Genomic DNA, 26,434 nt, shown 5'->3' on the forward strand with positions numbered 1-26,434 from the left:
GTCGTAAGAAGCCCTGGGGCCCGGCCCCGCGAGATTCCTTCGCGGGGCCGGGCCCTTCGGCGTGCTCTACAGCGTCTGAGGCTCGAAGTCCCAGTAGGGCCTGCGGCCCTGGAGTACGTACTGGACCTGTTGGTGCTCCTCGAAGAAGTTGGTGGTGAGGCGGGTGACGGCGTCCTGGTGGATGCGGTCGGCGTCCTCGGTGCGGCCCAGGTGGCGTAGGTCCTGGGCGAGGCCGGAGGCCAGGTTGAGGGTGAGGACGTGGGCGTCGCCGACGGCGGCGCGGGCCAGTGGGAGGGTGGTGCGGCCCAGCTCCGCCGCGCCCTCGTGGTCGCCCGCCGCCGCGCGGGCGGACGCGGTGTTCATGGTGATGCCGACCGACCAGACGTGGCCCGCGCCGAGGGCCGCGGTCATGGTGGCTCGGGCGTTCTCCGAGCGGGTGAGGGCGGCGGTGTGTTCGCGCTGGTCGCGCTGGATGAGCGCGCAGTTGTCCTGGACCCCCACCGTGTACGGGTGCGTGGCGCCCAGCTGGGTCTCGTAGCGCGCGGCGGTGTCCTCGGCGATCTCACGGGCGCCGGGCAGGTCGCCGGTGTCGCGCAGCAGCATCGCGTAGTCGGAGCTGACGAGGAGCGTCTCCGGGTGGTCCGCGCCGCGGCGGCGGGTGATGTTGGTGCGGACCTTGCGCATCAGGGCCGACGCGTAGTTGAGGTTTCCGTCGCGGCGCATGCACAGGGCCAGGTTGTGCTCGGCGATCAGGGTCTCGCTGTGGTTCTTGTCGAGGACCTGGGCGTGCAGACGGCAGTTCTGTTCCTGGATGTCGAGGGCCTCGCGGTAGCGGCCGAGCAGCCGCAGCATCCACGCGGTGTGCAGGCCCGCGTGCAGGGTGAGGCGGGCCTTGCCGCCGAACAGCCGGATGGACTCCTCCAGGATCTCGCTGTGCAGGTCGTAGGCCTCCTGGTAGTGGCCCTGGAGGCCGATGGCGATGGCGAGGTTGGAGCGGATGGAGAGGATGCGGGGGATCTGGTACTCGCCCAGCAGGTGGGTGGCGTCCCCGGCCGCCTCGTCGAAGAGGGTGCGGGCCTCGTCGTAGGAACCCAGGGCCATCAGGGTGCCGCCGAGGCCGTTCTTGGCGCGGACCAGCTCGATGGGACGGACCTCGGAGCCCGAGGAGACCAGGGAGAGCGTGGCGCGGCCGATCTCCTCGGCCTTCCGGTAGAAGCCGAGCCTGCGCTCCATGTTGGCCTGCTGGTGGCGGGCGACCAGGACGTCGCGGTCGGTGGGGCCGGAGAGCTTCGTCCAGGAGTCCGCCGCCGACGCACTGAGCCTGCGGCCCTCGATGTACTCACCGCGCACCCTGAGGTACTCGACGCAGTTGAGGACGACCGCGCGCACGTCGCGGTCGTTCGAGCCGAGGGTGCCCGCCAGTTCCAGGTGCGGGACGAGTTCGGCGTACCGCGGCCAGTGCCGGGGGTCGCCCGGATCCCGCGGGTCGCCGGCGACCAGGACGCGGCAGGCGATGGCGGAGGCGCGGGAGAAGTCGGCGGCGGAGAGGTGGCCGCGTACGAAACGGTGGAAGAGCCGATGCATCCGCAGGGTGCCGACGGTGACGATGTCCATGCGCGGGCCCGGCTCGTACTCGACGCGCATCGACGTCGCCTCGGAGAGCGTGCGCAGCGCGGAGTTCCAGGTGCTGGGCTCGCTGACCAGGGAGGCCAGATGGTCGGGGAGGTCCCCGCCGCGGGCGGTGCGCAGCAGGCGGGCGGGCACGACGTCGGGCGAGAAGAAGGCGAGCAGGACCAGGAGTTCGTACACCTGGGGGTGCTGTTCGAGGAGCCCGTTGACGGTGCGGCCCCAGGCGGCCTTGAAGCCGGCCGGGTAGTCGTGCGCCTGCTCGACCTCCGCCTCGTGCGGGTTGCCGTACCGGATGTCGCGTACGTACTCGGCGACGGAGGCCGCCGGGTGGGTGTCGATCCACGCGGCGGTCTGCGCGATGAGCAGCGGCAGGTCCTGTACGGCGGCGGCCAGCTGGTCGGCGTGGACGGGGTCGAGGTGCTTGGCGCGCAGCAGGGCGAAGGCGACGGACTCCTCCCGGACGAACGGCGGCAGCTCGAACAACTCGGCCCCGTAAGCGGCCCATTCGGTGCGCGGGGTGGTGATGAGCAGATGGCCTGAGCCGCGGGGCAGGATGCCCTCGACCGCCTCCGGGTCCTCGGCCCCGTCCAGGACCACGAGCCACCGGCCGCGCCGTCCGAGCTCCTCGCAGGCGGCGTCGATGTGATCGCTGAGCTGGTCGCGCTCGACCGGCGCCACCCCCAACTCCTCGGCGAGCGCGGCGAACTCGGAGCGGGCGCGCAGCCGGACCGAGGCACCCACCCACCACACGATGTCGTACTCACCCGCGTGCCGGTGCACGTACTCGGTGGCGACCTGCGTCTTGCCGACGCCGGGCGGCCCGTGCAGGGCGATCCGTGCGCCGGGGCCGATCTGCGCGAAGGTGTCGTGCAGCCGTTGCAGGATTCTCTCGCGGCCGGTGAAACGGTGGTTGTGCCGGGGCGCGTTGTCGATCTCGCGCAGGTCGTCGGGGAAGCGCGGGCCACGGCCCAGGTCGACGGGGACGGCGGCTCCCGTCCGTGCGCCGGCCGTGGCGAGCAGTCTGCGCCTGGCCTCCGCGGGGCCGAGGCCGCGCAGCCGGGTCGGGCTCAACGGTTCGGCGGCTGCGGGGAGGGTGGCGGCGGTGACGCTGACGGCACTGATCCGCTCCCCGTACCGGGGCACGACCTCGCGCAGGACGTCGCCCCACGCTCCCTGCCGTTCCTCGGTCAGCCGCAGGAACCAGTCGTCGACCACGATCAGGACATGGCCCCCGGCGGGGTTCTCCAGCAACCCGGTGAGCAGGGACACCTCGGGGGCGCGGTGCAGCGGGTCCCAGCGCACCAGCCGGGGGTGCGCGTCGGCGCGGGTGAGCTGGTACCACATCCAGTCCGCCCAGGACTGGGACTGGCCCGCGTAGACGACGGTGACGTGCTGCTCGGGCCCGACGGGGGGCTGTTTCGGCACGGTGGCGGACAGCCGCGGCCCGGGTGGGGGCTGCTTCGGCCCGGGTGGGGACTGGTCCGGCCGGGGCGGGGGCTGCTTCGGCCCGGTGGCGGGCCGGGGGCGGGGCTGGGGTTGCTGCGGCGCGCTGGACATGGGGCGGCTCTCCTCGTCCGTCAACTCATCGGTGGCACACGCCCGTTGTCGGCACGGTACCTGGCGGGAGCTGCTCGGCCACCCGTCCGGCGACATGCCGGATGAAGTGCTCCAGGTCTGCGCAGTACACGCTGGGGTGCTGGAAGTCGTTGCCCGGTGCGTGGTAGCGGTGGGCGTAGTTGCCGCCGCCGCAGACCCGCACCACCGGGCAGCGCCGGCAGGTGCCGGGAAGGGCGCGGGCGCCGAGGTGGCGGGCGGCTATCCCGGGGTGGCGCAGCGCCTCGTCGAAGGTGTTCCGTCCGACGTCGAGGCCGGTGGCCGGGGCGCCCGGGTAGGTCGACTTGAGCGAGTCGACCTGTTCGATGCTGCCGTCGGTGTCGACCACCACTGCGGCCAGCGGGGAGAGCCCGACGGACTCGGCCGCGCTGTCCCCGCCGAGCAGCAGCGCCACCACCTCGGTGAACAGGCGGATCCTGGGCCGCTGCCCGTCCGCCGCGCCCCACCACAGCTCGAAGGCGCGGATGAGCCAGTCCCCGTACGGAACGGGGGCGGGGCGGTGCCTGCCGGGGCGTGCGTCGCCCCAGTTGCGGTGCGGCAGCAGGAAGTCGAGCGCGGGCGGGCCGAGCGCGCACAGGCTCTCGTACACCTCGCGCGGGTCGCTGGTCACGTCGATGGTGCAGAGCAGTCCGGCGTACGAGGCCGGGTGGCGGTCCGCGAGGAGCCGGGCGGCCCTGGAGGCGGCGGGCCAGGAGGGGCGTCCCGCGTGGTCGGTGCGCCGGGAGTTGAGCGCGGCGGTGCCGCCGTCGAGGCTCAGGCCGACCCGGATCCGGGCGGCGGCGAGGGCGTCGAGCACCGGCGGGGTGAGGAGGGTGCCGTTGCTCTGCACGGTGGCGGTGACGGCCGTGTAACCGGGGACTTCGGCCCGAACCGCGTCCGCGTAGGCGACGACCGCCGCCGGACCCCGTAACAGGGGCTCCCCGCCGTGCAGTTCGATGCGCAGCCGGGACAGCCGGTGGGCGCGCGCGTGTTCGCCTATCCGACGCGCGGTGGCGCGAACGGTCGCGGCGGCCACGGCGGACGGACGCTCGCGCCAGCTGCGGTCGGGGCTCTGGTAGATGTAGCAGTACGTACAGGCGAGATTGCACCGGCTGTGCACCTTGAGCACGAACTGCCGAAAGGGGATGGCGGGGCCTGCGGGGACGGGGTGGCCCATGGGAGCCAACCGGTCCATGCGGACGGACTGGTCCGTGAGGCCTGTGAGTTGGCCCTCTGCATACACCTTTTCAGTCATTCGCGGCGCCCTCACCGCACCCGGCACTCCCGTGGCCCTCGCCGGGCGGTGCGTCCTCGTAGTACGGCGCGTCCTCGTAGTACGCGACGGTCGGTTCGCCGCTCGCCTCCCTGGCGCGCAGCTCGCCCAGCACCGCGGCGAGCGCGGGGTGCGCCACGGTCGCGCCGGGAGCCGGACGGACGAGGACCGGCAGGGGGCCGCCACCCCCGCCGGGCGCCGGGCCCGGTCGCCCCGTCACGCCGGGCCGCCCTGCGGGTCCAGCCGGCCGACGGCGGCCTGCGCCTCGGCCGCCCCCGGGGTGTCCGACCCGAGCTCCGCGTAGAGCCGTACCGCCTCCCGGTACTCACCGAGCGCACGCGCGGGGCCCGCCGTCCGCTCCAGGACCTTGGCGCGCTGGCGCCTCGCGTCGGCCTCGACCTCGGGGAGGCCGGCCTCCCTCGCGCTCTCGGCGGCCCGCCGGTAGTAGTCGGCGGCGTCGGTCCAGCGGGTCGCGGACCGGCCGCGCCTGGCCTGCTCCTCGGCGACCCGGGCCCGCAACTGCCAGCTCGCCGCGGCTATCTCGGTCCCCTCGCTGCTGCGCGCCGCCGCTCCCAGCATCCAGTCCGCCTCGTGCAGGTCGGACTGTCCCTCACGGGCCAGGTAGCGGGTGAGGAGCGCGTGGCCCAGGGCCATCCGGCGGGCGGGCATCTCACGGTCGCCCTCGGCCGTGTTGTCGACGGCCGCGCGCATCATCCGTACCGCGTCGTCCCACTCCTCGGCCTGGATGAGCGCCTCACCGAGCGACTCCAGCGCGTACGGGGAGAACTCGCCGTCCCGTTCGAGGCCCGCGAGCGAGGACCACCAGGCGTCGATCTCCTCGTCGAGGTAGACGCGGTCGCCGGTCCTGGCGTACGCGTCGGCGAGCGCCCAGGCCAGCTGCTGGAGCACCAGGGTGCGCAGGGCGCTGTCGTCGCCGGTGAGGCCGAGCGCCCGGCGCAGGACGGTGAGGCGTTCGGCCTCGGCCTCCGGCACGCCCTCCTGGAACGCCCTCAGGGCGAAGTCGAGTCCGAGGCAGGCGTGCGCGAGCCGGCGGTCGGGCGCCGCCACGGATTCCGGCGTGGCCGTGGAGGCAGCCGCGTCCGACGGGACCACCGAGGCTGGTGGGGGCGTAGCGGCCGACGCGTCCGCCGGGGGCGTGGAGGCCGGGGCCCCCGTGGGAGCCGAAGGGGCCACCGGCCCGGGCGGGGCCGCCGGAGCTTCCGGCACCCCCGAGGTGGCGCCCGCCGCGCCACCGGCGGCCCGTTCCCTGTCCAGCCGGTCGATCAGCGCCCGGTACGCCTCGACCGCCGCACCCGCCCGGCGCCGGCCCGACTCCAGCTGGTCCTGGCTCGGCTCCCAGCGGACCTCGCCGCGGCCCAGCAGGTGCATCGCGCTGTCCAGGAGGAGGCCGGCCTCGTACTCGGCGCCTTCCGTCGTGTCCCTGTGGTCCCGGGTCAGCGCCACGTCGACCGCGTCGTCGAGCACCCGGGCGGTCCACTGCCCGCTCCCGCCGTACTCCCACGCCAGCAGTCCGGCGAACGCCGGGTCCGCGCCCCAGGCGGCCATCACCCGCAAGGTGTCGAGCAGTTGCGCGTACGTCCCGTCCGCGTCGTGCTCGGGGTGGGCGCCGGCCTCGCGCAGACAGCGCACGGCCCGCCGGTACAGGGCGACGAGGACCCGCTGCAGGGGATGCGTCCCGCGCTCCTGTTCCCGTACGAAGGCGGGCAGCGCCGCCGACTCCAGACCGGCCGCCCGTACCTCGGCGGCGACCGCGAGCAGGGCCGCGTGCCAGCGCACCAGCAGCCCGGCGCCCAGGAGGCTCCCCTCCGTCCTGGCGAACGCCTCCAGCGCGCCGCGCAGGTCCTCCGGGGCCCGCCTGGCCTCCCACCGCAGGTGCAGCGCGGCCCCGTACTCCGCCCAGAGCACACCCGGTTCGAAGGTGGTGGCGAGGGCGCCCCGCAACAGGGCGACGGCCTCGTCGAGGTCGCGTGCGGTGTGCCGGGCGGCGTAGCGGTCGAGCAACTCCCGTGCGCGAACCGCCGGTTGCTGCGGGTCCCCGCCGGTGGCGGTCAGCTCGGCGGGTGCGACCGGCACCGACTGGCCGAACCGCCGCAGCACATCGGCCGACACGCGGGCGAAGGCGCGCAGCCCGTCGTCCTCGACGGCCCCCGGCCGCCCCGACGGGGCCTCGTGGGCCTCGCCCGCCAGATAGGCGGCGGCCAGGGCGGGGAAGTTGCGGGCCGTGCGGCCGTAACGGGTCTCCAGATAGGCGGAGCAGTGCTTGAGCACCAGGTGCGCGTCGCTGACCGCGATCTGCTCCAGCAGTTCCCCGCGCACGCCCTCGACGAACTCGTAGCCGACCAGGCCCTCCACGTCGCCGCTGCGCCGCAGCAGCCCGCCCAGCATCACCTCGGCGAGGACCTCGGGCCCGCTGTCGGGGAGCATCGCGCGCTGGACCAGCTGCATGACGGGCAGCACGAGGGGGGTGGCCGCCAGGTAGACGGCGAGACGGGCGGCGTCCGGGGAGGCGGTCCTGCGAAAGGCGCGCACCCGGTCCGCGGGGGACGCGGCGCGGTCGGTGCGCCGCGGGGCCGCCGACGCGGGATGCCGGGCGCGCACCCAGCCGGCCACGGTGTGCATGCTCTGCCCCTTCGCCCCGGAGACGAGCCGCACCCAGGCGCGCAGCGGCCCCGGGCGGGGCGCGAGAACCGGCACGGGAAGGGCGTCGGGGCCCGGCGCGGCCCCCGCCGACGGGCGGAAGGCGAGCCGTCCCGCCGGGCCCTCGCCCCGCACCAGCTCTCCCGGCAGGGCCGGCAGATGGGTGCGCCGCCACATCCGCTGCGGCAGCGGCTGGACGACGGCGACCGGCGCGGTGGCCGCCCAGCTGTGCAGCAGCCGCTGCATCTTGCCGGACCGCCACAGCGGCCCCGCGCAGTCGCTCAGCACGAGGGTGAGCCGGTGCCCCGTGGGGTCGCGCAGTTCCTCGGCGCGGTGCAGCGGGGCGTCGGGGGCGGCGGACAGCGCGACGGCGGCGTCACCGTCCGCGTTCTCCCGTACGTAGTGGATCCGGACCTCGCGGAACGCCCCCGAGCGTTCGCAGATCTGCCGCAGTTCCTGGAGGGTCTCCTCCCACACCACCATCGAGGTGGACAGGTCCATCACGAACTGCACCCGGGCGGCCCGTCGCCTGCTGTCGCGCAGGACGGGCACGAGGATCCCGGTGTCGGCGGCGCGGTCGGCGGTGGCCTGCTCGTCGAGGGAGTCGGGGCCCGCGGCGGAGCGGGCGGGGGCTCGGTAGTGGCGCAGCGGCCGTAACGCCCTTTGCAGGGCGAGCGGTTCGGGCAGCGCCGCGGCGGTGGGCACCCGTACCCGGCCGCCGCGCGACCCGCCCTGTTCGGCAGTCCCTTCGGCGTCGCCGCCGTCGGCGCCGCGGCCGGAGCCCGGACCTGGGCCGGAGACGGCCAGCTCGGCGGTGAGCGCGGTGGGCAGCCGGGTACCGCGGGGCGGCGTGACGTCGGGCAGGGGGCCGGCGCCTTCCTCCGGCGGACGCAGGCCCGGCCTGACCCCTTCGGTGCGGGGCCGGCCGCCCTGGTCCGGCACCCGCTCGGGGTGCACAGCCGGAGCCCAGCGGGCCAGCCACAGCGCGTCGGCGAGTTCGTCGGGGTGCGGGTCGATGCCGAGCTCGTGCAGACCGGCGACGAGGGACGTCAACTGGTCGCTGGTCGCACCGGAGTTGATGCGGTCCCCGGCGGCGAGTACGTGGCGTCGGCCGGCCATGGCGTCAGCGCTGCCCGTGCTCGGCGGCGGGCCGCAGCAGCAGCCTGCCGAGGCCCTGCTGCTGGGCGTTGCGGGTGAGGTAGATGGCGTTCAACAGCTGGTCGGTGGGGCGGAGTTCGCCGCCGTTGTCCTCGGTGAAGAGATCGACGAGGTCCTGGTGGGTCTCGTCGGCGCGCTCACCGAAGTGGGCCTGGACCATGGCGGCCAGGCGTTCCCCGCGCGCCGGGTCGAGGTGGACGTGGATGCAGCGGCGCAGCAGCGGGGCCGGGAACTCCCGTTCCCCGTTGCTGGTCATGACGATCACCGGGAAGGCGCGGCAGCGCACCTGCCCGCCGGTCACCGGTACCCGGCGCCCGTCGTCGCTGAGGACGTCGACCGTGCGCTGGCCGGGGCGGTCGGCGATCCGCTCCAGTTCCGGGATGTCGAACTCGCCTTCCTCCACGACGTTCAGCAGGTCGTTGGGGAGGTCGATGTCGCTCTTGTCGAGCTCGTCGATGAGCAGCACGCGGGGGCGGACGGTGGGCAGCAGGGCGGTGCCGAGCGGCCCCAGCCGTACGTACCGGCCGATGTCGGCGCTGTTGTCGGCATCGTGAGGGCCGGGACTGTTGTGGTCGGGGCTGTTGTGGCCGGGACTGTTGTGGCCGGGGCTGTTGTGGTCGGGACTGTTGTGGCCGGGGCTGTTGTGGTCGGCGCTCTCCTCGTACGCCGTCTCCCGCGGCGACCGGTACTGCCGGCGGCCGTGCAGCTGGGCGTCCTGGAGGCGGCCGATCGCGTCGTAGGTGTAGAGCCCGTCCTTCAGTTCCGTACGGCTGACGACCGGCCACTGCAGCACCCGGCCGAGGCCCAGCTCGTAGGCGATCTCGTGCGCGAGGGTGCTCTTGCCAGTGCCCGGGTCGCCGGTGACGAGGAGCGGGCGCCGCAGATAGAGGGCCGCGTTGATGAGCTGGAGGGAGGTGGGGTCCTGGGCGGACAGTGCCGTACGGTCACCGAGCCGGCGGGTGGAGGCGGCGTCCAGCGGTGGCGCGTCGGCGGCAGGACCGGTGAGCGGATCACCGTCGAACCGACGCCAGCGCGGCGGCTCCGGCAGGCTGTCGATGCGGTCGGGGGCGGGATCCCCCTTGCCCTGGTAGATCAGCCACTCGTGGACACTCATGGCGTGCTCCTCGTCGTCGGTCGGTCGTGGCGTGCCGTGGCCTGACCGACGGGGGCAGTCGGTGCCCGCAACGGGCCCCTGGAAATGTACCCAACTCCCCCGCCCTTACAGGCTGGTTCCGGCCATAGTGGCCGGGCGAACAGAGTGACGCGGGGTGACACGGGGGCGCACGTGCCGCCGCATGCGACGGCACCCAGGGAAGCACGCGGGGTGGACCGCACGGCGCAACCTGGCGGGGCGGCGCGGACGAGGACGGCCGGCCCCGCGCCCCGCACGGCGAGCACGCTCACCACCCCACCCTCCGGACCGGCCGCGACGGCCTTCGGAGTGACCGTGGCGCGCGCGGAATGCGACTTGGCGCGCGCGGGACGGGACGTGGTGTCGGTCGGCGTGATCGTGACGGGCGCGGGACGGGGCGTGGGGCGGGAGGGAGTGGTCGTGGCGCGCGCCGGAGTGGACCCGGCGCACGTCATACCGGACGCGGCACCCGTCACCCCGGACACGGCGCACGACGACGGCCCGGACCCGGCACCCGTCACCCGGGACCCGGCGTCCGTCAAAAGAAGCGCGGCGTAGTACCTCACGGGGAGTCGAACACCCCCGTTTCGTCCGCCACCGGCCTTCGGGGGTCGTCGTAGAGGAGCGCGAAGCCGCCGGCGGGGTGGGGCTGGTCGTCGCCGATGGCCGCCCTGATCCGGCGCATCCGGTCCGGGAGCTCGTCGGCGTGACCGGTGCGGGCGAACTCCTCCACGGCGAAGGCGTGCAGCACGTCGCAGGAGTCCCGGCAACGCACCCCGGCATGCCCCTCGACGTGCCACAGCGCGATGCCGTGGCCCGCCGCGATCGCGTCGCCCAGCGCCCGGGTGCCGATCCTGTCGCGGGCCCCCCGGCACAGCACAGGCACCTCCCCGTCCGCGAAGCCCGCCAGCAGCCCCTTGGTCAGGACCCCGCCGCGCGGCGGGGTGCGCCGGGCGACGAGACCGGGCGCCGCGTGGGCGGCGTCCCAGCGGGCGCGCCACGCGTCGTCGGGCACCCCGAGCCGGTCCAGCTGGCGCACCACGACGGGACGGCGCACCCCGAGCAGTTCCTTGAGTTCCCGCTCGTGGAAATTGGCCTGCTGGTTGACCTGCCACCGGTGCACGGGTCGGTCGAACTCGCCGATGTCCACGGCGATTTCGAGGGGGGCGGGCCACTCCTCCAGGTCGACCTGGGAGAACAGGTCGACGAGCGGCGCACCCACCCGGTGGATGAGGTCTGCCGCGGGTACGGCGTGCCCGTCGGCCACCGGGTAGCCGTCCGCGTCGCCCATCCGCAGCGTCCAGTCGTAGCTGGCCCCCTCGCCCTCCAGCCGGAGCAGTTCCAGGACGACCACCGGCCTGTCGTCCTCGGGCCCCGGGTAGCGGCGCGGACTGCCGTCGTCGGCCCGGGGCAGCAGTGCGGTGGGCAGGGGCTCGTGCGCCGCCGGTTCCGCCGCCGCCCCGGCCGGCGCACCTCCGCGGCGCCGCTCGATCCAGTCGGCGAGCTGTCCGCTGCCGACGCCCTGGGACGCGGAGAGGCGCTGCACGTCGTCGAGGTAGCGCAGGAAGTACTCGGCGCGCTGCGGGGTGGCCCCGTCGTACAGCTCGCCGTGCCCGTCCCGCCAGGCGACCGGCCGGGCCGCCGGATCACCGACCCGGTAGCGGGGCAGGGCGATCCTGGCGAGCGTGATGACGGCGTACGGGCCGGGCGGCGGCGGCAGTTGGGCGAGCAGGCCGAGCGCGGTGCGCCGGTCCTCCGGCGTCCAGGTGCCGGCGCCGTGGCCTCCCCCGTGACCCGGCAGTACGGACTGCCTGCCGATCCAGTCGTCACCCGCGGACGACCGGCGCTGTTCGTGCCAGGTGTCGTGAGCGCTGACGATCTCCTGGTAGAGCGGGCCGAACTGGCGCAGCGCCGTGATGGCGACGGACAGCCCGCCGGACATGTCGTCGGGGCGGCGCGACTTGGTGACGCCGACGACGGCGCCGGCCGCCGGGTCGAGGACCGGGCCGCCGGAGAGCCCCGGCAGGATCCGTACCTCACTCTCGTCGAAGCGGCGCCCGTAGGCCGTCCCCTCGTGCACCCGCACCCGGGTCTCGGCCGACCAGGGCCGGCCGGCCCCTTCGCCCTCCTCACCCTCGGGCACGTAACCGTGGACGGTGCGCAGACTGCCGACGGGCTGCTCGGCCCAGTCGGCGAGCCATACGCACTCGTGGCGGACGCCGGCCGTTTCGAGCCGGACGACGGCGAGGTCGAGGGCGGGCGGGATGGTGGCCGGGTCGGCGAGGTCCCAGAGCGAGGCGGCCAGCCTGGCCCGGACCGGCTCACCGCCGCACAGACCGTCGCCGCGCACCAGGAAGACCGTGTCCCGCTTGTCCCGCAGGGGGCCGCGCAGGACGTGCGCACAGGTGACGACCAGTCCGGGGGCGACGAAGAAGCCGCTGCCCCACATCCGCGGGGTGCCGGGGCTGTCGGCGGTGAGGTGGACGGTGGCCGCGGCGGCGAGGTCGGCCAGCCACTGGCTCGACTCAGGCATCGCTGCCGCCGTCCATGATGTGACCCCCCGTGGTCGCCCCGCTGCCGTGCTCCGAGGCGCTCCCGCCCCGGCCCTCGCGCCCCGTCCCCACTCCGTCCGGCCGGTCCCCGGCCCGCCCTTGTCCGCTCCTCGACCGCCAATGTCCGGCCGTTGCAAAGACTGCGACGAGGTTACCGGCCCGTCCGGTTGCACGTCAGCCCCGGGAACCCGGCAGATCAGGACGGCCGCGGCGGCGGTTCCCGGCCACGGCGGCAGGTCCGAGGAGCGTGCCGGTCCGTTTTATTCTTGCCCCATGTACTTCACCGACCGTGGCATCGAAGAGCTGGAGAAGCGGCGCGGCGAGGAGGAGGTCACCTTCGAGTGGCTCGCCGAGCAGCTGCGTACGTTCGTGGACCTCAACCCGGACTTCGAGGTCCCGGTGGAACGGCTGGCGACCTGGCTCGCCCGGCTGGACGACGAGGACGAGGACGAGGAGTAGCCCCCGCGCGGAGTAGCTCCCCCCACCACGCGGGGGGGGGACGAGGAGCGACCCCGTCCGCGAGGAGGCGGGCCCCGGTCAGTTGCCGCGGGCGCGCATCCTGTCGTACGTCAGGCCCATCGCGCCCTGGGTGACCAGCAGGCCGCCCGCGACCGCCCAGCCGGCCGCGGACCGCCGCAACCCCCAGGCCAGCAGCGGTACGCCGAGGCCGAGTTGGGCCGCCCCCACGAGCCGCGCCTTGGGCCCCCGTACCCACGAGCCGAACGGGCTGTGGTCCATCACGTCCAGCTCGGCGCGCAGCGCGTCGCGCCAGCCCGCCCACTCCACGGCCTCCGTCGCCGCCCCCGCCCTGGCCACCTCCCGCAGTCGGTCGGCGCTCTCGCCGGGGGTGAGGCCCGGCGCGAGTTCGAGTCCCGCCCGGTGCAGCAGTGCGACCAGTCCGAGCAGCCGGGCGCGGGCGTCCGCGGCGCCGTCCGCTCCCGCGAGTTCCTCCAGCCGCTCCATGTCGTGCACCGGGTCGAGCGCCAGCCGCGCCGCGAAGGTGCGCATCGCCTCGTCCTCGCCGACCGGGGTGCCGTCGGTCAGCCACTCGTACCCCACGGTCCGCCGGAATCCGGCGGCGAGGGTGTATCCGGCGTGCTCCGGGTCCCACCACAGGGCGAGCACCGGCCAGTTCGCGCCCACGGCGAGGGCGGTGGCCCAGCCGGTGAGCACCCGGTCGACGGGCTCGTGCCCGCTCCCCCGTACCAGCCAGGGTTTGCCCTCCGGGACCAGCACGCTCCAGCCGTCGCCCGCCGGGGCGAGCAGCATCCGCTCGCGCAGCAGGTGGGCCGCGGGGCGCACGTCGTCGACCGGGGCCCGGCAGAGCAGCAGGGCGCCGGTGTCACGCGCGGGGCGCACGGGCGAGGGCGTCGGAGGCACGGGGTGCGACATAGGCACCACGCTAGGTCAATTCACCAGGAGTCACCTCTCTTGGGGACTCGCACAGGACACCGTCCTTACCTTGACTTCACCCAACCGCGATATATCGTGTTGAGGAGAAGACGCGATATGTTGTGTCCATCGGGAACGGCCCGCGAAGACCTGCGACGGCCCGCGACGCGCCGCGAAGACCAACGAAGATCCACACCTGGCTACTGAAGATCCACACCTAGCTACTGGGGAAGGAATCACCATGACCGAGTGGTCCGTCACCGAACCGCGGAAACTCACCTTCGACGCACCTGTGACCGCGCTGAGCGTGCGCGTCGTCAACGGCACCGTCAATGTCGTCGGCACGGACGCACTCTCGGACGGGGAGCCGACGGCCCGCCTGGAGGTGACCGACCTGGACGGTCCCCCGCTGGTCGTCACGCACAAGGACGGCACGCTCACCGTGTCGTACGAGGACCTGCCCTGGCACGGATTCCTGAAGATGCTCGACCGGCGCAGCTGGACGTACCGCGCGGCCGTCACCCTGACCGTCCCGGCCGGAACGAAGGTCGACGTGGGCGTGGTCGGGGCGAACGCGGTGGTCACGGGAATCCGCGGGCGCACGGAGGTACGCGGCGTTCACGGCGAGGCGACGCTGGTCGGCCTGTCCGGCCGGGTGAACGCGGAGACGGTCTCCGGCAACGTCGAGGCCCACTCCCTCACCGGCCCCCTGCACTTCAAGTCGGTGACCGGCGATCTGACGGTCGTCGACGGCGCGGGTCCCGCCGTGCGGGCGGAGACGGTGAACGGCGCGCTGGTCGTCGACGTCGACACCGCGCGCAGCGGTCCCACGGACATCGACCTGACGACGGTGACCGGCGAGGTCGCGATCCGGCTGCCGCACCCCGCCGACGCCAAGGTGGAGGCGAACACCACCAGCGGCTCGCTCTCCAACGCGTTCGAGGACCTGCGGGTCTCGGGCCAGTGGGGGCAGAAGAAGATCACGGGCACGCTGGGCACGGGGGCGGGCAAGCTGCACGCGACGACCGTCTCCGGCGCGATCGCGCTGCTGCGCCGCCCGGCGCAGGAGGAAGCCCCGCCGGAAGGCCCGGCGGACGCCAGGCCTTCCGGGCCCGCGCCGTCCGCCGGCCCGGCGGACACCCCGCCGTCCGACGTCCCGCCCTCCGACACCTCGCCGTCCGACGTCCCGCCCTCCGACACCCCGCCGTCCGACGTCCCGCCGTCCGGCGGCCCGTCCGACACCCCGCCCGCCTCCGACGCCCCTTCCGGAAAGGTCCTCTGACATGCCTCCCGTCTTCGCCCACGGCCGACTCCGCCTCTACCTCCTCAAGCTGCTGGACGAGGCGCCGCGGCACGGCTACGAAGTGATCCGCCTGCTCGAAGAGCGCTTCCAGGGGCTGTACGCGCCGTCCGCCGGCACGGTCTACCCGCGCCTGGCCAAGCTGGAGGCCGAGGGCCTCGTCACGCACGCCACCGAGGGCGGCCGCAAGGTGTACTCGATCACCGAGGCGGGCCGCGAGGAGCTGGCGGGCCGGGGCGGCGAGCTGGCCGACCTGGAGATGGAGATCCGCGAGTCGGTCTCCGAGCTGGCCGCCGAGATCCGCGACGACGTACGCGGCGCGGCCGGCGACCTACGCCGCGAGATGCGCGCCCAGGCGGCCGACTCGAAGGAGTCCCGCACCGACGGGCCGAAGGGCGAGTGGGGCGGCCCCTGGAGCGACAAGGAGGCCTGGCGCACCGCGAAGGAGGAGATGCGCAAGGCCCGCCAGGAGTGGAAGGAGCAGGCCCGCCGCGCCAAGGACGAGAGCCGCCGGGCCCGCGAGGACGCTCAGGAGGCCCGCCGCCAGGCGAAGGAGACCACCGATCGCGCCCGCGAGCAGATGCAGCACGCCGCACGCCGGGTGGAGGAGCAGGTCCGCGAGCACGTGGCGCGCGGCGACTGGCCCTCCGCGGTACGGGACGGCCTCGCGGAGATCGAGAAGGAGATCAGCCGCAGCTGGGGCAAGGACTTCGGTCTCTTCGGCAAGGGCCCCGGGGCTCCGAAGGAAGCGCCGGACATCACGGTGGAGCGTGCGGACGGGACCGCGTCGGGCCCCGCGCCCGCCTCGGCTTCAGGCCCCGCGCCCGCCTCGGCTTCAGGCCGCGCGTCCGCGTCCGCGTCCGCCGCGTCGTCCGGTGACGTCTGGGAGGACGCCGTACGCGACGAGACCCCCGAGCCGGCTCTCCCCGACTGGGCCTACGAGGACACGAAGCCGGGCTCGGACCCGGCCCGCGACCTGGACCGCCTCCTGGACCGCTTCCGCGACGACATCCGGGACGCCTCCCGCGACCACGGCGTGACGTCCGCCCAACTGGCGGACGCCCGAGCCCGCCTGGCGACGACGGCAGCACACATCAACGCCCTGCTGCGTACCCCGAAGAACTGAGCCGTGGGCGTGGGTGAAGGAGCCCGGCCCACCCGGCCCCACCACCCACGCCCGCTCACCTCCCGCTCACCTCACCTCACCTCACCTCACCTCGCCTCGCCTCGCCTCACTCCGCTCCCCCGTACATCACCCGCTCCACCTCGCCGTATCCCGCCCCGAAGTCCGTCAGCACCTCCGAGACGACGCCGGGGCGCACCGCCAGCGCCAGCAGCAGGTGCTCCTCGCCGATGTGCTTGTCGCCGCGGCCCAGTGCCACCCTCAGCGACTGCTCCAGCACCTTCTTCGCCTCCGGCGTGAACGGCCGGTGGTCCAGCAGCTTCCGCCTGCGCCGGCCCCGGGAACGAGCGGGCTCCAGGTCGGGTACCCCGGCGCCGGTCGGGCTGTTGGCCATCGCCCCCTCGCCGTGCGTCTCCTCGACCTTCCGCACGATGGCGTCCACGTCGATCCCGAGGTCTGCCAGCGCGTCCGTCTCGGCCTTCGACAGCCCTCCCCTGCGCCGAGCCGCCGCCAGTGCCTGCGCGACCTCCTCGCGGCGGTCGCGGACGCCGAGTGCGGTGAGGGCGAAGAGGGCGCGGCCCTCGGCCGTCTCCAGCAGGGAGAGCAGCAGGTGCTCCTCGGTGATCTCCGGCGAGTCGAGCCGTTCGGCCTGCTCGACCGCGCCGGTCACCGTCCGGCGCGCGCTCTCGGTGAACCGTTCGAACATCATCGACCCCCATGCTTCTTGTGCACGGCCTGCTTGCTGACGCCCAGCTCGGCCGCGATCTCCTGCCACGACCAGCCCTGGTGACGAGCACCCCGCACCTGTACGGCCTCCAGCTGCTCCAGCAGCCGGCGCAGCGCGACCACCGCGCGCAGTCCGACCCTTGGGTCCTGGTCTCCCGCCCTCGCGGCGAGATCGGTTGCTTCGCTCATGTTCGTCAATTTACGTTGACGAGCCGCAGCCGTCAACCCCGATTGACGATCCGGGTCCGGACCAGGACTGGGTTCGGGTACGGGTCCGGCTACCTCGGTCGCACCGTCACCGTCACCGTCACCGTCACCCCGGCGCCCGGGGCCGCGTGCACCCGGACCGCGGCAGGCTTTCCGGCCGGCACCTGCCGGGCGTCGCTCCACGCCCGGCCGGCCACCTCCACGCGCCAGCCGCGTGGACCCGGGGGGACGGAGAGCACCGTCGGAGCGCCACCGGACCGACTCGGCCGATAGGAAAGGGAGTAGGAGCCGTCGCGGTAGGCCTCCTCGCGCACCCGGCCCGCGACGGTGGCCGCGTACGGCGCGGCGGTCTGCTGCTTGTGTCCCCGCAGCCTCCCCGCCTCGTCCACCGCGCAGTAGCCGCCGCCGTAGCACCACACGTAGCCCGCCCAGCCGGAGCTGTAGCGCGCCATCGACGCGAGCGCGTCCCGGTAGAAGGTCCCCATGTTCGGCAGGGAGTTGTTGAGCGGGCCCCATTCGCCGACCACGACCGGCACCCCGTACTGCTTCGGGTACCGAGTGACGGCTTCCTCGTAGCGCTCGATCCAGCCGTCCGCCGGGTCGTAGTCGGCGCCCGCCTCCATCGCGGTGTTGTAGAAGTGCGGCGCGTAGACGACCTTGCCCCTGGGGTCCTTGATGCGGCCGAGACCGGTGGGCACGCCCTCGCCCACGATCGGGGTCGGTTCGACGAACAGCCAGCTGTCCCGGTCCACCGAACGCACCGCCTCCACAAGGCGGTTGTGCATCGGCGTCACGTGGTCACGCTCGATTCGGCGGGCGGCCGTGGGCAGGTCCTCGCCCTCCTTCAGCTCGCCCATCGGCTCGTTGAGGAAGTCGTAGCCGAGGACCGCGGGATGGTGCTCGAACCGGTCGGCCAGCAGTCGCCAGACGGCGGCCTGCGCGCGCCGCAGGTCCTCGTCCTCGTACAGGTGCGTGAAGGCGCGCTGCACGGCGGGCTGGAAGTACTCGGAGAACCAGTCGTCCGGGTTCGGGGTGAACGGCAGCCCGTCGGTGCGGGTCGCCCACTCCGGGATGCCGCGGTGGCCGAAGGCGGGCCCGAAGACGTCCTGGTGCCCGTCGAGCAGCACCTTCACCCCGTACTTGTGCGCCCAGTCCAGGATGCGGCCGATCTTGCGCAGGTACCGCCCGCTGTAGTGCCCACGGGTGGCCTCCAGGTCGTCCCAGTAGACCAGCAGACGGGCGAAGTTGAAGCCCTGCGCGCTCATGTCGCGGAAGTGCTTCTCGGTGATGGCGGTGAGGGCGTTCTCGCCCCGGTTGCCCTTGTCCTCGACGTTCCAGCCGCGCAGGGTGAGCACGCGGCCGTGCTCGTCCGTCAGCCGGGGGATGCCGGGAGCAGGTGTGCGCACGGCAGGAGCTGGGACCTGCGCCGCGTGCACGGCGGGAGCTGGGACCTGCGCCGCGTGCACGGCGGGAGCTGGGACCTGCGCCGCGTGCACGGCCGGGCCGGGTTTCTGCGCCGCGTGCACCGCGGGGGCTTCGAGCCACCCGCCCGCGAGCAGCGCCCCGCAGGCCAGTCCGGCCACGGCTGTTCGGTACGACGTGCTGCGCATGGGGCACTCCTCGGATCCGGCGCCGGTCGGGTGCCGGAGATCCAAACAGCGCCCCCGCGCACTCTCAAGACCCGGTGAGCACAATCTTTCCGAAGAGGTCCCCGCCCGCCATCCGCTCGAAGCCCTCCCTGGCCCGCTCCAGCGGCAGCACCTCGTCGATCACCGGGCGCACCCCGGTGGCGGCGCAGAAGGCGAGCAGGTCCGTCAGCTCGTCCTTGGAGCCCATCGTCGAGCCGACGACCTTCAGCTCCAGGAAGAAGATCCGGTTCAGCTCGGCAGAGGCGGGGCTGGGCCCGCTGGTGGCACCCGAGATCACCAGGGTCCCGCCGGGCCGCAGCGACTTGACCGAGTGCGACCAGGTGGCGGCGCCCACCGTCTCGATCACCGCGTCGACCCGCTCGGGCAGCCGTGCCCCCGGCTCGTACGCCTCCACCGCGCCCAGCTCGACGGCCCGCTTGCGCTTAGCCTCGTCCCGGCTGGTGGCGTACATCCTCAGTCCGGCCGCCTTGCCGAGGACGATCGCGGCGGTGGCGACGCCACCGCCCGCACCCTGCACGAGGACGCAGTCCCCCGGCCGTACGCCCGCGTTGGTGAACAGCATCCGGTACGCGGTCAGCCACGCGGTCGGCAGGCAGGCCGCCTCCTCGAAGCTGAGCTCCTTGGGCTTCGGCAGTACGTTCCACACCGGCACGGTGACGCGTTCCGCGAAGGTCCCCTGGTACTTCTCGGTCAGGATGGTCCGCTTCTCGTACGGCCCGACGCCGTGCCCGCTTTCACCGATCACCGAGTGCAGCACGACCTCGTTGCCGTCCGCGTCGACGCCCGCCGCGTCGCAGCCGAGGATCATCGGCAGCGCCTCGTCGCCGATGCCGACCCCGCGCAGCGACCACAGGTCGTGGTGGTTGAGGGAGGCCGCCTTCACGGTCACGGTGGTCCACCCGGGCCGCACTTCGGGCTCCGGGCGCTCCCCCAGCGCAAGGCCGTTCAGCGGCTGGTCACGGTCGATGCGGGCTGCGTATGCGGCGAACATGGCCCGACGATAGGCGGCCGGAGGCGGGTGACGGAACCACCCCGGGGTGTGACTCGCACCGCGTCCGGGCCGCCGGGCCCCCGGGCCCGTTCACAGGTACGCACACAGAAGGGCCGCGACCGCGAGAAGGACCGCGACCGCGAAAAGGGCCGCGACCGCGAAAAGGGCCGCGACCGCGAAAAGGGCCGCGCCCGTGCCCCCCGCACCGGGGACACGGGCGCGGCCCGTACGCATGCACCGCTCGGCGTGCGGTCAGCGGCGCGCCACACCCTCGGCGCGGGCGGCGGCGGCGACCGCCGCCGTGACCGCGGGGGCGACCCGCTCGTCGAACGGCGACGGGATGACGTAGTCGGCGGCCAGGGCCTCACCGACGACGTCCGCCAGCGCGTTCGCCGCGGCGATCTTCATGCCCTCGGTGATGCGCGTGGCGCGCACCTGGAGGGCGCCCGCGAAGATGCCGGGGAAGGCCAGGACGTTGTTGATCTGGTTCGGGTAGTCCGAGCGGCCCGTGGCGACGACCGCCGCGTACTTGTGGGCGATGTCGGGGTGCACCTCGGGGTTCGGGTTCGCCATGGCGAAGACGAACGCGCCGGGGGCCATGGACGCCACCGCGGGCTCCGGGACCGTACCGCCGGACACGCCGATGAAGACGTCCGCGCCGGCCAGCGCGGACTCCAGCGAGCCGCTGAGTCCCGCCTTGTTCGTCAGCTCGGCCAGCTCGCGCTTGACCGGCGTCAGGTCGTCGCGGTCCTTGCTCACGATGCCCTTGCGGTCGGCGACCGCGACGTCACCGAGACCGGCCTCCAGGAGGAACTTCGCGATGGCGACACCGGCCGCGCCCGCTCCCGAGATGACCGCGCGCAGCTCGCCCAGCGACCGGCCGGTCAGCCGGGCCGCGTTGCGCAGGGCCGCCAGGGTCACCACGGCGGTGCCGTGCTGGTCGTCGTGGAAGACCGGAATGTCCAGGGCTTCCTGGAGCCGGCGCTCGATCTCGAAGCAGCGCGGGGCCGAGATGTCTTCCAGGTTGACCCCGCCGAAGGACGGGGCGAGACGGACGACCGTCTCGATGATCTCTTCGGTGTTCGTGGTCGCGAGCGCGATCGGCACCGCGTCGACGCCGCCGAACTGCTTGAAGAGGATTGCCTTGCCCTCCATCACGGGGAGGGAGGCTTCCGGACCGATGTCACCGAGGCCGAGGACCGCCGTGCCGTCGGTGACGACGGCGACGACGTTCGACTTCCAGGTGTAGTCGTTGACCAGGTCCGGCTGCTCGGCGATGGCGCTGCACACCTTGGCGACGCCCGGCGTGTACGCCAGGGACAGGTCGTCCCTGTCGCGGATCGGCACAGTGGCCTGCACGGCCATCTTGCCGCCCCGGTGGAGCGCGAAGGCCGGGTCGAAGGGCTCATCCAGCCCCGCGCCCGTACCGGTTTCGGGATTGACGATCTCCGCTGCCATTGTCTGTTGACCCCTTAAGTCTTCATCAGTTGAGGGTGGCCACTCCTGGTTGAGGAGGGGTGGGCGGGTCCGCGCACGTGCCCTGCGCCGGACGGGATGACCCGTCCCGGCAGGGGGAGAGGTACGTGCGCGCGGGCGCGCCGCACACGCGCCCTGGGCCCCGGATGAGGGGTGTAAGGATCCTTCTTACCGGACCGGACGCACCGGCGACGAGTCCGTGTCGCAGCGGTGGCCGATTGCGGGCAGAGTTCCGGTGGAGTTGCGGCGACTCATGGGGCGATGTCGGACAAGTTCCGCAGAAGTCCAGGACTTGTCCGGTTCTGCGACCCAATTTGTGTCCGCATCGCGAGACTTGCCGGAGTTTCTCCGGCCGGGTGTCGGCTTTTCCGCAGAAGGTCCGGCCGTGATCTACCGGCCTGTTGGGGTACGGGGATCACCCGTTATCTGATTTTGACATGACCGGCACCCTTAATGACCAGGTCCGAATGGCAAGATGCCGACATCACACCTGGTCGTGTCCGGTCGTGCCACTCAGAGCCGCGTGCTCGATCACCGCGACCTGCCCGGACACCCGGGCGCCCGGACCACCGGGACACGGACGTACACCTGCATCTGCCGGAGGACCCCCATGACCGCTCCCACCCCCCGCCGCGCCGCCGCCCGTTCCCGGATAGCCGCGGTCGGTGCGCTCGCGGTCGCCGGGGCCCTGGTCCTCACCGGCTGCGGCGACCAGACCGGCGCCGCGGACGGCGGCGCAGACAAGGCCAAGGAGAGCGGCGGCAACGCGCTGTTCGCCAAGCTCCCCGAGGCGATCCAGAAGAAGGGCACCCTGGAGATCGGCACCAACGCCGAGTACGCCCCGATGGAGTCCAAGGAGGGCGGCCAGATCGTCGGTGTGGACCCGGACATCGCCGCCGCGCTGGGCGAGAAGCTGGGCGTCAAGGTGAAGTTCACCGACGCCAAGTTCGACACCCTGGTCACGGGTGTCAATGCCGGCCGCTACGACCTGGCGATGTCCTCCATCACGGACACCAAGGCGCGCCAGGAGGGCCTGGACGACAAGGGCAAGAAGCTCGGCCAGGGCGTCGACTTCGTGGACTACTTCGTGGCCGGCACCGCCGTGTACGTCAAGAAGGGCAACCCGCAGGGCATCAAGTCCATCGAGGACCTCTGCGGCAAGGGTGCGGCCGTCCAGCAGGGCACCACGTACGAGGCGGCGCTGAAGACCGCCTCCAAGGCGTGCACCGACGGCGGCAAGCCGGCCATCAAGATCGAGTCGTTCGAGAACGACACCGAGGCGCAGACCCGGGTGCGGGCAGGCGGCGCGGCGGCCGGTGTCAACGACTACCCGGTCGCGGTGGACCTGGTCCGCAAGGCCGGCGGTGGCAAGACCTTCGAGATCGTCGGCGAGCAGTACGAGGCGGGCCCGTTCGGCATCGCGGTCGACAAGAAGAACACCAAGCTGCGGGACGCCCTCAAGGAAGCCCTCGACGCCATCATCAAGGACGGCTCGTACAAGAAGGTGCTGGACAAGTGGGGCGCCGCGACCGGCGCGATCGACGCCGCCGCGATCAACAGCGGCAAGTAACGGGACCGGCAGCAGCCCCCGGCCCCACGGGTGACCGCACCGGGGCGCCCTCGCCGGCCCCGGCCCCCGGAGCGCCGGACCAGGGCGCTTCCGCCGCCCCCGGCACCACGGGCGACCGGACCAGGGCACCCTCCGCGCCCCGGCACCCTCCGCGCCCCCGGCACCACCGGCGAACCACTTGAGCATCACCGAAGGGCAGTCGTCATGACTGAGAAGTTGAGCAAGGAGCCCGCGGACACACCTCCCGCAGGGCAGTCGTCGGCGTCGACGACGGCGACCCCGCCGTCCGGCCCCGCCGAGGCCGTCAAGGCCATCCCCGTACGCCACTACGGGCGCTGGGTCAGCGGCGTGATCGTGATCGCGCTGCTGCTCCTGCTCGGGTACTCGTTCTCGCAGGGCGAGATCCAGTGGAGCGCCATCCCCGACAAGATCTTCGACGACACCGTCGTCGCGGGCGCCGGCCGCACCCTGCTGATCAGCGTGCTCGCCATGGTGATGGGCGTGGTGCTGGGCATCGTGCTGGCCGTGATGCGGCTCTCGAAGAACCCGGTGACCAGCGGCGTCGCCTGGCTGTACATCTGGTTCTTCCGCGGCACCCCGGTCTACCTCCAGCTGCTGCTGTGGTTCAACCTGGCGCTGATCTTCCCCGTCCTCAATCTCGGTCCGCTCTACAAGGACGAGATGACGGACGTGATGACCCCGTTCCTGTGCGCCCTGCTGGGCCTGGGACTCAACGAGGCCGCGTACATGGCGGAGATCTGCCGGGCAGGTCTGCTGGCCGTCGACGAGGGCCAGACCGAGGCCTCGCAGGCGCTCGGCATGAGCCAGGGCAAGACGCTGCGGCGGGTCGTGATCCCGCAGGCGATGCGGGTGATCGTGCCGCCGACCGGCAACGAGTTCATCAACATGCTGAAGACCTCGGCGCTGGTGTACGCCGTGACGTACAACGAGCTGCTGCGCTCGACGTCGGCGATCGGTTCGACGTCGTACGCGGTGATGGAGATGCTCTTCGTCGCGGCACTCTGGTACCTGGTGATGACCAGCGTGTTCAGCGTCTTCCAGTTCTACCTGGAGCGGCGGTACGCGCGCGGCTCGCTGCGCTCGCTGCCGGACACCCCGTGGCAGAAGATCAAGGCGAACGTGCTGAACATCAGCGGCAGTAGGAGCATGCGATGAGCGCCATGGTGAAGGCCGAGGGCGTACGCAAGTCCTTCGGTCACGTAGAGGTCCTCAAGGGCATCAACCTGGAGGTGGCCACGGGCGAGGTGTTCTGCCTCGTCGGCCCCTCGGGGTCCGGCAAGTCGACCTTCCTGCGGTGCATCAACCACCTGGAGAAGGTCAACGCGGGCCGGCTCTCGGTCGACGGCCAGCTGGTCGGCTACCGGCAGAAGGGCGACAAGCTGTACGAGCTGAAGGACAGCGAGGTCGCCCGCCAGCGCCGTGACATCGGCATGGTCTTCCAGCGCTTCAACCTGTTCCCGCACATGACGGCGCTGGAGAACGTCATGGAGGCGCCCGTACAGGTCAAGGGCGAGTCCAAGGCGACCGCGCGGGAGCGGGCCCGGAAGCTGCTCGACCGGGTGGGCCTCGCCGACAAGGCGGGCAACTACCCGGCCCAGCTCTCCGGCGGCCAGCAGCAACGCGTGGCGATCGCGCGGGCGCTGGCCATGGAACCCAAGCTGATGCTCTTCGACGAGCCGACGTCGGCGCTCGACCCGGAACTGGTCGGCGACGTGCTCGACGTGATGCGCGGGCTCGCCGAGGACGGCATGACGATGATCGTCGTGACGCACGAGATGGGGTTCGCGAGGGAGGTCGGCGACTCGCTGGTCTTCATGGACGAGGGCGTGGTCGTGGAAACCGGCCACCCACGGGACGTCCTGACCAACCCGCAGCACGACAGGACGAAGTCGTTCCTGTCCAAGGTGCTGTAGCTGTAACGGCAAGGGCGGTACGCCGGTAGGGGCGGTACGGGGAGAGCTCCCCGTACCGCCCCTACCCTTTGCCCTACTTGCCTACTTGACTGTTTGCTCTACTCGCCTACTTGACCGCGAGCACCAACGCGTCCGATGGGGAGGACCACACCGCGCGCGCCTCCGCGAACCCGGCCGCGCGAAGGGTCGCCGCGTGCCACTCCAGGGACGGGGTCTCGCCGTCCGCGTGCTCGCCGAAGATCGCGAAGCGTTCGGCTGTCGGCGCCGCCAACTCCGGCGCGGCGGCGGCCAGTTCCCACCAGCCGGCCCAGTCCCGGACCTCACCGCCCTTGCTGCGTTCCATCAGCGCGTGCCGCGCGGCCCGTTCGGCGGCGTTGATCCGGGGGGTCGTGGGATCCTTCATCCGGTCCGCGTTCATGAACACCCCGCCGGTACGCACCAGTTCGCCGAGCTGTCCGTACAGCGTGCCGAGCGGGCCCAGCTTCAGCCAGTGCAGGGCGGTGGCGGTCAGTACCGCGTCATAGCTCTCGTACGGGAGCTTGCTCCGCCACCCCGGGTCCATCAGGTCCGCGGTCACGAACTCCGCCCGGCCGTCGCCCTCGAACGTCCCTCTGGCGATCGCGAGCAGCGCCGGGTCCAGATCGACGCCGGTACTCGTCGCCCCGGGGAACCGCGCCAGTAGCCTGCCCGTGATACTTCCCGTACCGCACGCGAGATCGAGTACCCGCGGCTCGGGCCCGACGACCGCCTCCACCATGTCGAGCATGACCCGCAGCCGCTCCTCGCGGTCGGGCATGTACCACTCCTGCTGCCGGTCCCAGCTGCGCTGCCAGCCTTCCCAGTCCGTACCACCACCGGCACCCGAACCAGTCACCGTCACGGGAAACCACCCAATCCGTAATACTCTCGACCAAGAACCGCCCATTACGACAGATGCTCGCACCGAGACTAGACCGCCCCTGTAAGGACTACAAGTGGAACTGGCCTATTACGCGGACTACGCCGTACGCCTGGTGAACAGCGAGGAGCCGGCCCGCAACAAGGACTCGCTGACCTCGGTGGACGCGGTGCGTGACCTGTTCGGCGGCAGCCAGCAGGCGGCCCGCCGGGCGACCGACGCGGACGTCACCCGCTTCCGCTCGGTACGGGCCCGCCTCCGTGCGATCTTCGAGGCGGCCGACACGGGCGACGAGACCCTCGCCGTCGACCTGCTCAACTCCCTGCTGCTCGAATTCCCGGTGAGCCCGCAGATCTCCGGCCACGAGACCCGCAAGAGCGACGGCAGGCCGGACTGGCACATGCACCTCGCTGAACACCCGTCGAACGTGACTGCGGGGTACGCGGCGACCGCCTCCATGGGGCTGGCCTTCCACGTCACCGAGTACGGCCCCGGCCGCCTCGGCCTGTGCCAGGCCGCGCCGTGCCGCAACGCCTATCTCGACACGTCCACCAACCGCTCCCGGCGCTACTGCTCGGACCGGTGCGCGACCCGCGCCAACGTGGCCGCCTACCGAGCCCGCAAGCGCCTGGAGACGGAACGGTCCGCCAGCACCGGCCGCACCGCCGAGAGCAGCCAGGAGGCGACCGCTCCCACGGAGCGCTGACGCCCGGCCCTGAGCGGCCGGTACCGCGCACGCACCCGCCCGAGCACCAGGGCGGGCGGCACGGCGCCGAAGGTGCGGGAGTCGGACATCCCCTCGTCCCGGTTGTCCCCGAGCACCCACCACCCGCCGTCCCTGCGCTCCGCCACCCGCTTCACCACCAACAGGTCCTGCTGCAACGGGTGCCGCAGCACCGCCACGTCACCCGGCCGGACCTCGGCGCCCCAGTGGACGACCACCTGGTCGCGGTGGCGGAGCGTCGGCACCATGGAGGGCCCGCCGACCTCGGCAAGCCCGAACGGCAGCAGGGACCGCTGCGCCCCGCCCTCCCGCATCCTCCCCCGCTCCGTCTCCCGCGCTCTCTCCTGCTCCCGCTCCCTCTCCCTCTCCCGCTCCGTCTCGCGCCCGTACTCGGTCATCCGCGGCACCTCCCGGTTCCGATCCTGCAGCGCCCCAGGTCCCATACTCAC

At 73.0% G+C, this 26,434-nt stretch carries 22 protein-coding genes; 8 read left to right on the forward strand and 14 right to left on the reverse strand.

Annotation, left to right across the window (positions count from 1 at the left end; translation table 11 throughout):
• Positions 1–66: 66 nt before the first annotated feature.
• Genes fxsT through ACIQM4_RS05705 form a run of 5 tightly spaced genes read right to left on the reverse strand, consistent with a single transcriptional unit; the run spans position 67 to position 9,425 of the window.
• On the reverse strand, positions 67–3,186 hold the full coding sequence (fxsT, locus tag ACIQM4_RS05685) for an FxSxx-COOH system tetratricopeptide repeat protein (protein ID WP_401586520.1): 3,120 nt from the start codon (positions 3,184–3,186) through the stop codon (positions 67–69).
• Positions 3,187–3,211: 25 nt separating this feature from the next.
• A complete protein-coding gene (locus ACIQM4_RS05690; RefSeq protein ID WP_401588108.1) occupies positions 3,212–4,417 on the reverse strand; it encodes an FxsB family cyclophane-forming radical SAM/SPASM peptide maturase in 1,206 nt (401 codons plus the stop codon).
• Between the two features lie 52 nt (positions 4,418–4,469).
• Complete coding sequence (locus ACIQM4_RS05695) at positions 4,470–4,715, reverse strand: hypothetical protein (protein WP_401586522.1); 246 nt, start codon at positions 4,713–4,715, stop codon at positions 4,470–4,472.
• Positions 4,712–8,272: an SAV_2336 N-terminal domain-related protein gene (locus tag ACIQM4_RS05700; protein ID WP_401586524.1), complete on the reverse strand. Its 3,561-nt coding sequence runs from the start codon at positions 8,270–8,272 to the stop codon at positions 4,712–4,714. The genes ACIQM4_RS05695 and ACIQM4_RS05700 overlap by 4 nt, the downstream gene beginning before the upstream one ends.
• A 4-nt stretch (positions 8,273–8,276) precedes the next feature.
• Entirely contained in the window at positions 8,277–9,425 is a 1,149-nt protein-coding gene (locus ACIQM4_RS05705) for an AAA family ATPase (protein ID WP_401586527.1), read from the reverse strand.
• 333 nt (positions 9,426–9,758) lie between these two features.
• Here ACIQM4_RS05705 and ACIQM4_RS05710 point away from each other — a divergent pair, with 333 nt between their 5' ends.
• On the forward strand, positions 9,759–10,001 hold the full coding sequence (locus tag ACIQM4_RS05710) for a hypothetical protein (RefSeq protein ID WP_401586529.1): 243 nt from the start codon (positions 9,759–9,761) through the stop codon (positions 9,999–10,001).
• Positions 10,002–10,005: 4 nt separating this feature from the next.
• Here the strand turns inward: ACIQM4_RS05710 and ACIQM4_RS05715 are convergent, their stop codons facing one another.
• Positions 10,006–11,976, reverse strand: coding sequence for a trypsin-like peptidase domain-containing protein (locus tag ACIQM4_RS05715; RefSeq protein ID WP_401586532.1), 1,971 nt, complete (start codon positions 11,974–11,976; stop codon positions 10,006–10,008).
• Positions 11,977–12,268: 292 nt separating this feature from the next.
• Between ACIQM4_RS05715 and ACIQM4_RS05720 the strand changes: the two genes are divergently transcribed.
• The gene (locus tag ACIQM4_RS05720; protein WP_030190019.1) at positions 12,269–12,454 is read left to right on the forward strand and encodes a DUF6104 family protein; all 186 of its coding nucleotides are present in this window, start codon (positions 12,269–12,271) and stop codon (positions 12,452–12,454) included.
• Positions 12,455–12,532: 78 nt separating this feature from the next.
• Here ACIQM4_RS05720 and ACIQM4_RS05725 read toward each other — a convergent pair whose 3' ends face one another.
• Positions 12,533–13,387 carry a hypothetical protein gene (locus tag ACIQM4_RS05725; protein ID WP_401586534.1) on the reverse strand — a complete coding sequence of 285 codons (855 nt, stop codon included), beginning with the start codon at positions 13,385–13,387 and terminating at the stop codon, positions 12,533–12,535.
• Between the two features lie 241 nt (positions 13,388–13,628).
• On the opposite strand from ACIQM4_RS05725, the gene ACIQM4_RS05730 reads away from it, so the two are divergent.
• A complete protein-coding gene (locus ACIQM4_RS05730; protein ID WP_401586536.1) occupies positions 13,629–14,669 on the forward strand; it encodes a DUF4097 family beta strand repeat-containing protein in 1,041 nt (346 codons plus the stop codon).
• Position 14,670: 1 nt separating this feature from the next.
• Positions 14,671–15,813, forward strand: coding sequence for a helix-turn-helix transcriptional regulator (locus ACIQM4_RS05735; RefSeq protein ID WP_401586538.1), 1,143 nt, complete (start codon positions 14,671–14,673; stop codon positions 15,811–15,813).
• A gap of 106 nt (positions 15,814–15,919) precedes the next feature.
• Here ACIQM4_RS05735 and ACIQM4_RS05740 read toward each other — a convergent pair whose 3' ends face one another.
• The 5 genes from ACIQM4_RS05740 to ACIQM4_RS05760 form a co-directional block, all read right to left on the reverse strand.
• Positions 15,920–16,516, reverse strand: a complete 597-nt coding sequence (locus ACIQM4_RS05740) for a Clp protease N-terminal domain-containing protein (RefSeq protein WP_401588111.1) — start codon at positions 16,514–16,516, stop codon at positions 15,920–15,922.
• Positions 16,516–16,725 (reverse strand): helix-turn-helix domain-containing protein, encoded by a 210-nt coding sequence (locus tag ACIQM4_RS05745; RefSeq protein ID WP_401586540.1) that lies wholly within the window; start codon positions 16,723–16,725, stop codon positions 16,516–16,518. Before ACIQM4_RS05745 ends, ACIQM4_RS05740 begins: the two co-directional genes overlap by 1 nt.
• Positions 16,726–16,814: 89 nt before the next feature.
• Positions 16,815–18,353 (reverse strand): cellulase family glycosylhydrolase, encoded by a 1,539-nt coding sequence (locus ACIQM4_RS05750; RefSeq protein ID WP_401586543.1) that lies wholly within the window; start codon positions 18,351–18,353, stop codon positions 16,815–16,817.
• A 64-nt stretch (positions 18,354–18,417) separates the two neighbouring features.
• Positions 18,418–19,383, reverse strand: coding sequence for a zinc-binding dehydrogenase (locus tag ACIQM4_RS05755; RefSeq protein WP_401586545.1), 966 nt, complete (start codon positions 19,381–19,383; stop codon positions 18,418–18,420).
• 252 nt (positions 19,384–19,635) lie between these two features.
• Positions 19,636–20,841: an NADP-dependent malic enzyme gene (locus ACIQM4_RS05760; protein ID WP_401586548.1), complete on the reverse strand. Its 1,206-nt coding sequence runs from the start codon at positions 20,839–20,841 to the stop codon at positions 19,636–19,638.
• A 628-nt stretch (positions 20,842–21,469) separates the two neighbouring features.
• Here ACIQM4_RS05760 and ACIQM4_RS05765 point away from each other — a divergent pair.
• The 3 genes from ACIQM4_RS05765 (at position 21,470) to ACIQM4_RS05775 (ending at position 24,363) form a co-directional block, all read left to right on the forward strand.
• A complete protein-coding gene (locus tag ACIQM4_RS05765; RefSeq protein WP_401586550.1) occupies positions 21,470–22,429 on the forward strand; it encodes an ABC transporter substrate-binding protein in 960 nt (319 codons plus the stop codon).
• Between the two features lie 204 nt (positions 22,430–22,633).
• Entirely contained in the window at positions 22,634–23,605 is a 972-nt protein-coding gene (locus ACIQM4_RS05770) for an amino acid ABC transporter permease (RefSeq protein ID WP_401586553.1), read from the forward strand.
• Positions 23,602–24,363, forward strand: a complete 762-nt coding sequence (locus ACIQM4_RS05775; RefSeq protein WP_401586555.1) for an amino acid ABC transporter ATP-binding protein — start codon at positions 23,602–23,604, stop codon at positions 24,361–24,363. Before ACIQM4_RS05770 ends, ACIQM4_RS05775 begins: the two co-directional genes overlap by 4 nt.
• A 106-nt stretch (positions 24,364–24,469) precedes the next feature.
• Here ACIQM4_RS05775 and ACIQM4_RS05780 read toward each other — a convergent pair whose 3' ends face one another.
• Positions 24,470–25,243 carry a class I SAM-dependent methyltransferase gene (locus ACIQM4_RS05780; RefSeq protein WP_401586558.1) on the reverse strand — a complete coding sequence of 258 codons (774 nt, stop codon included), beginning with the start codon at positions 25,241–25,243 and terminating at the stop codon, positions 24,470–24,472.
• 94 nt (positions 25,244–25,337) lie between these two features.
• Here ACIQM4_RS05780 and ACIQM4_RS05785 point away from each other — a divergent pair, with 94 nt between their 5' ends.
• A complete protein-coding gene (locus tag ACIQM4_RS05785) occupies positions 25,338–25,967 on the forward strand; it encodes a CGNR zinc finger domain-containing protein (RefSeq protein WP_401586561.1) in 630 nt (209 codons plus the stop codon).
• Here the strand turns inward: ACIQM4_RS05785 and sodX are convergent.
• On the reverse strand, positions 25,871–26,383 hold the full coding sequence (sodX, locus tag ACIQM4_RS05790) for a nickel-type superoxide dismutase maturation protease (protein ID WP_401586564.1): 513 nt from the start codon (positions 26,381–26,383) through the stop codon (positions 25,871–25,873). The genes ACIQM4_RS05785 and sodX overlap by 97 nt on opposite strands.
• Positions 26,384–26,434 lie beyond the last annotated feature (51 nt).

Source organism: Streptomyces sp. NPDC091272, from assembly GCF_044757485.1.
In the GTDB taxonomy this organism is placed as follows: Bacteria; Actinomycetota; Actinomycetes; order Streptomycetales; family Streptomycetaceae; genus Streptomyces.

Excerpts from the sequence above, each read along its gene's own strand:
- ACIQM4_RS05770 (WP_401586553.1), top strand. The coding sequence starts at position 22,634 with ATGACTGAGAAGTTGAGCAAGGAGCCCGCGGACACACCTCCCGCAGGG.
- ACIQM4_RS05705 (WP_401586527.1), bottom strand. The coding sequence starts at position 9,425 with ATGAGTGTCCACGAGTGGCTGATCTACCAGGGCAAGGGGGATCCCGCC.
- fxsT (WP_401586520.1), bottom strand. The coding sequence starts at position 3,186 with ATGTCCAGCGCGCCGCAGCAACCCCAGCCCCGCCCCCGGCCCGCCACC.
- ACIQM4_RS05735 (WP_401586538.1), top strand. The coding sequence starts at position 14,671 with ATGCCTCCCGTCTTCGCCCACGGCCGACTCCGCCTCTACCTCCTCAAG.
- ACIQM4_RS05700 (WP_401586524.1), bottom strand. The coding sequence starts at position 8,272 with ATGGCCGGCCGACGCCACGTACTCGCCGCCGGGGACCGCATCAACTCC.
- ACIQM4_RS05720 (WP_030190019.1), top strand. The coding sequence starts at position 12,269 with ATGTACTTCACCGACCGTGGCATCGAAGAGCTGGAGAAGCGGCGCGGC.
- ACIQM4_RS05750 (WP_401586543.1), bottom strand. The coding sequence starts at position 18,353 with ATGCGCAGCACGTCGTACCGAACAGCCGTGGCCGGACTGGCCTGCGGG.
- ACIQM4_RS05690 (WP_401588108.1), bottom strand. The coding sequence starts at position 4,417 with ATGGACCGGTTGGCTCCCATGGGCCACCCCGTCCCCGCAGGCCCCGCC.
- ACIQM4_RS05755 (WP_401586545.1), bottom strand. The coding sequence starts at position 19,383 with ATGTTCGCCGCATACGCAGCCCGCATCGACCGTGACCAGCCGCTGAAC.
- ACIQM4_RS05765 (WP_401586550.1), top strand. The coding sequence starts at position 21,470 with ATGACCGCTCCCACCCCCCGCCGCGCCGCCGCCCGTTCCCGGATAGCC.
- ACIQM4_RS05775 (WP_401586555.1), top strand. The coding sequence starts at position 23,602 with ATGAGCGCCATGGTGAAGGCCGAGGGCGTACGCAAGTCCTTCGGTCAC.
- ACIQM4_RS05740 (WP_401588111.1), bottom strand. The coding sequence starts at position 16,516 with ATGTTCGAACGGTTCACCGAGAGCGCGCGCCGGACGGTGACCGGCGCG.
- ACIQM4_RS05745 (WP_401586540.1), bottom strand. The coding sequence starts at position 16,725 with ATGAGCGAAGCAACCGATCTCGCCGCGAGGGCGGGAGACCAGGACCCA.
- ACIQM4_RS05715 (WP_401586532.1), bottom strand. The coding sequence starts at position 11,976 with ATGCCTGAGTCGAGCCAGTGGCTGGCCGACCTCGCCGCCGCGGCCACC.
- sodX (WP_401586564.1), bottom strand. The coding sequence starts at position 26,383 with ATGACCGAGTACGGGCGCGAGACGGAGCGGGAGAGGGAGAGGGAGCGG.
- ACIQM4_RS05725 (WP_401586534.1), bottom strand. The coding sequence starts at position 13,387 with ATGTCGCACCCCGTGCCTCCGACGCCCTCGCCCGTGCGCCCCGCGCGT.
- ACIQM4_RS05760 (WP_401586548.1), bottom strand. The coding sequence starts at position 20,841 with ATGGCAGCGGAGATCGTCAATCCCGAAACCGGTACGGGCGCGGGGCTG.
- ACIQM4_RS05730 (WP_401586536.1), top strand. The coding sequence starts at position 13,629 with ATGACCGAGTGGTCCGTCACCGAACCGCGGAAACTCACCTTCGACGCA.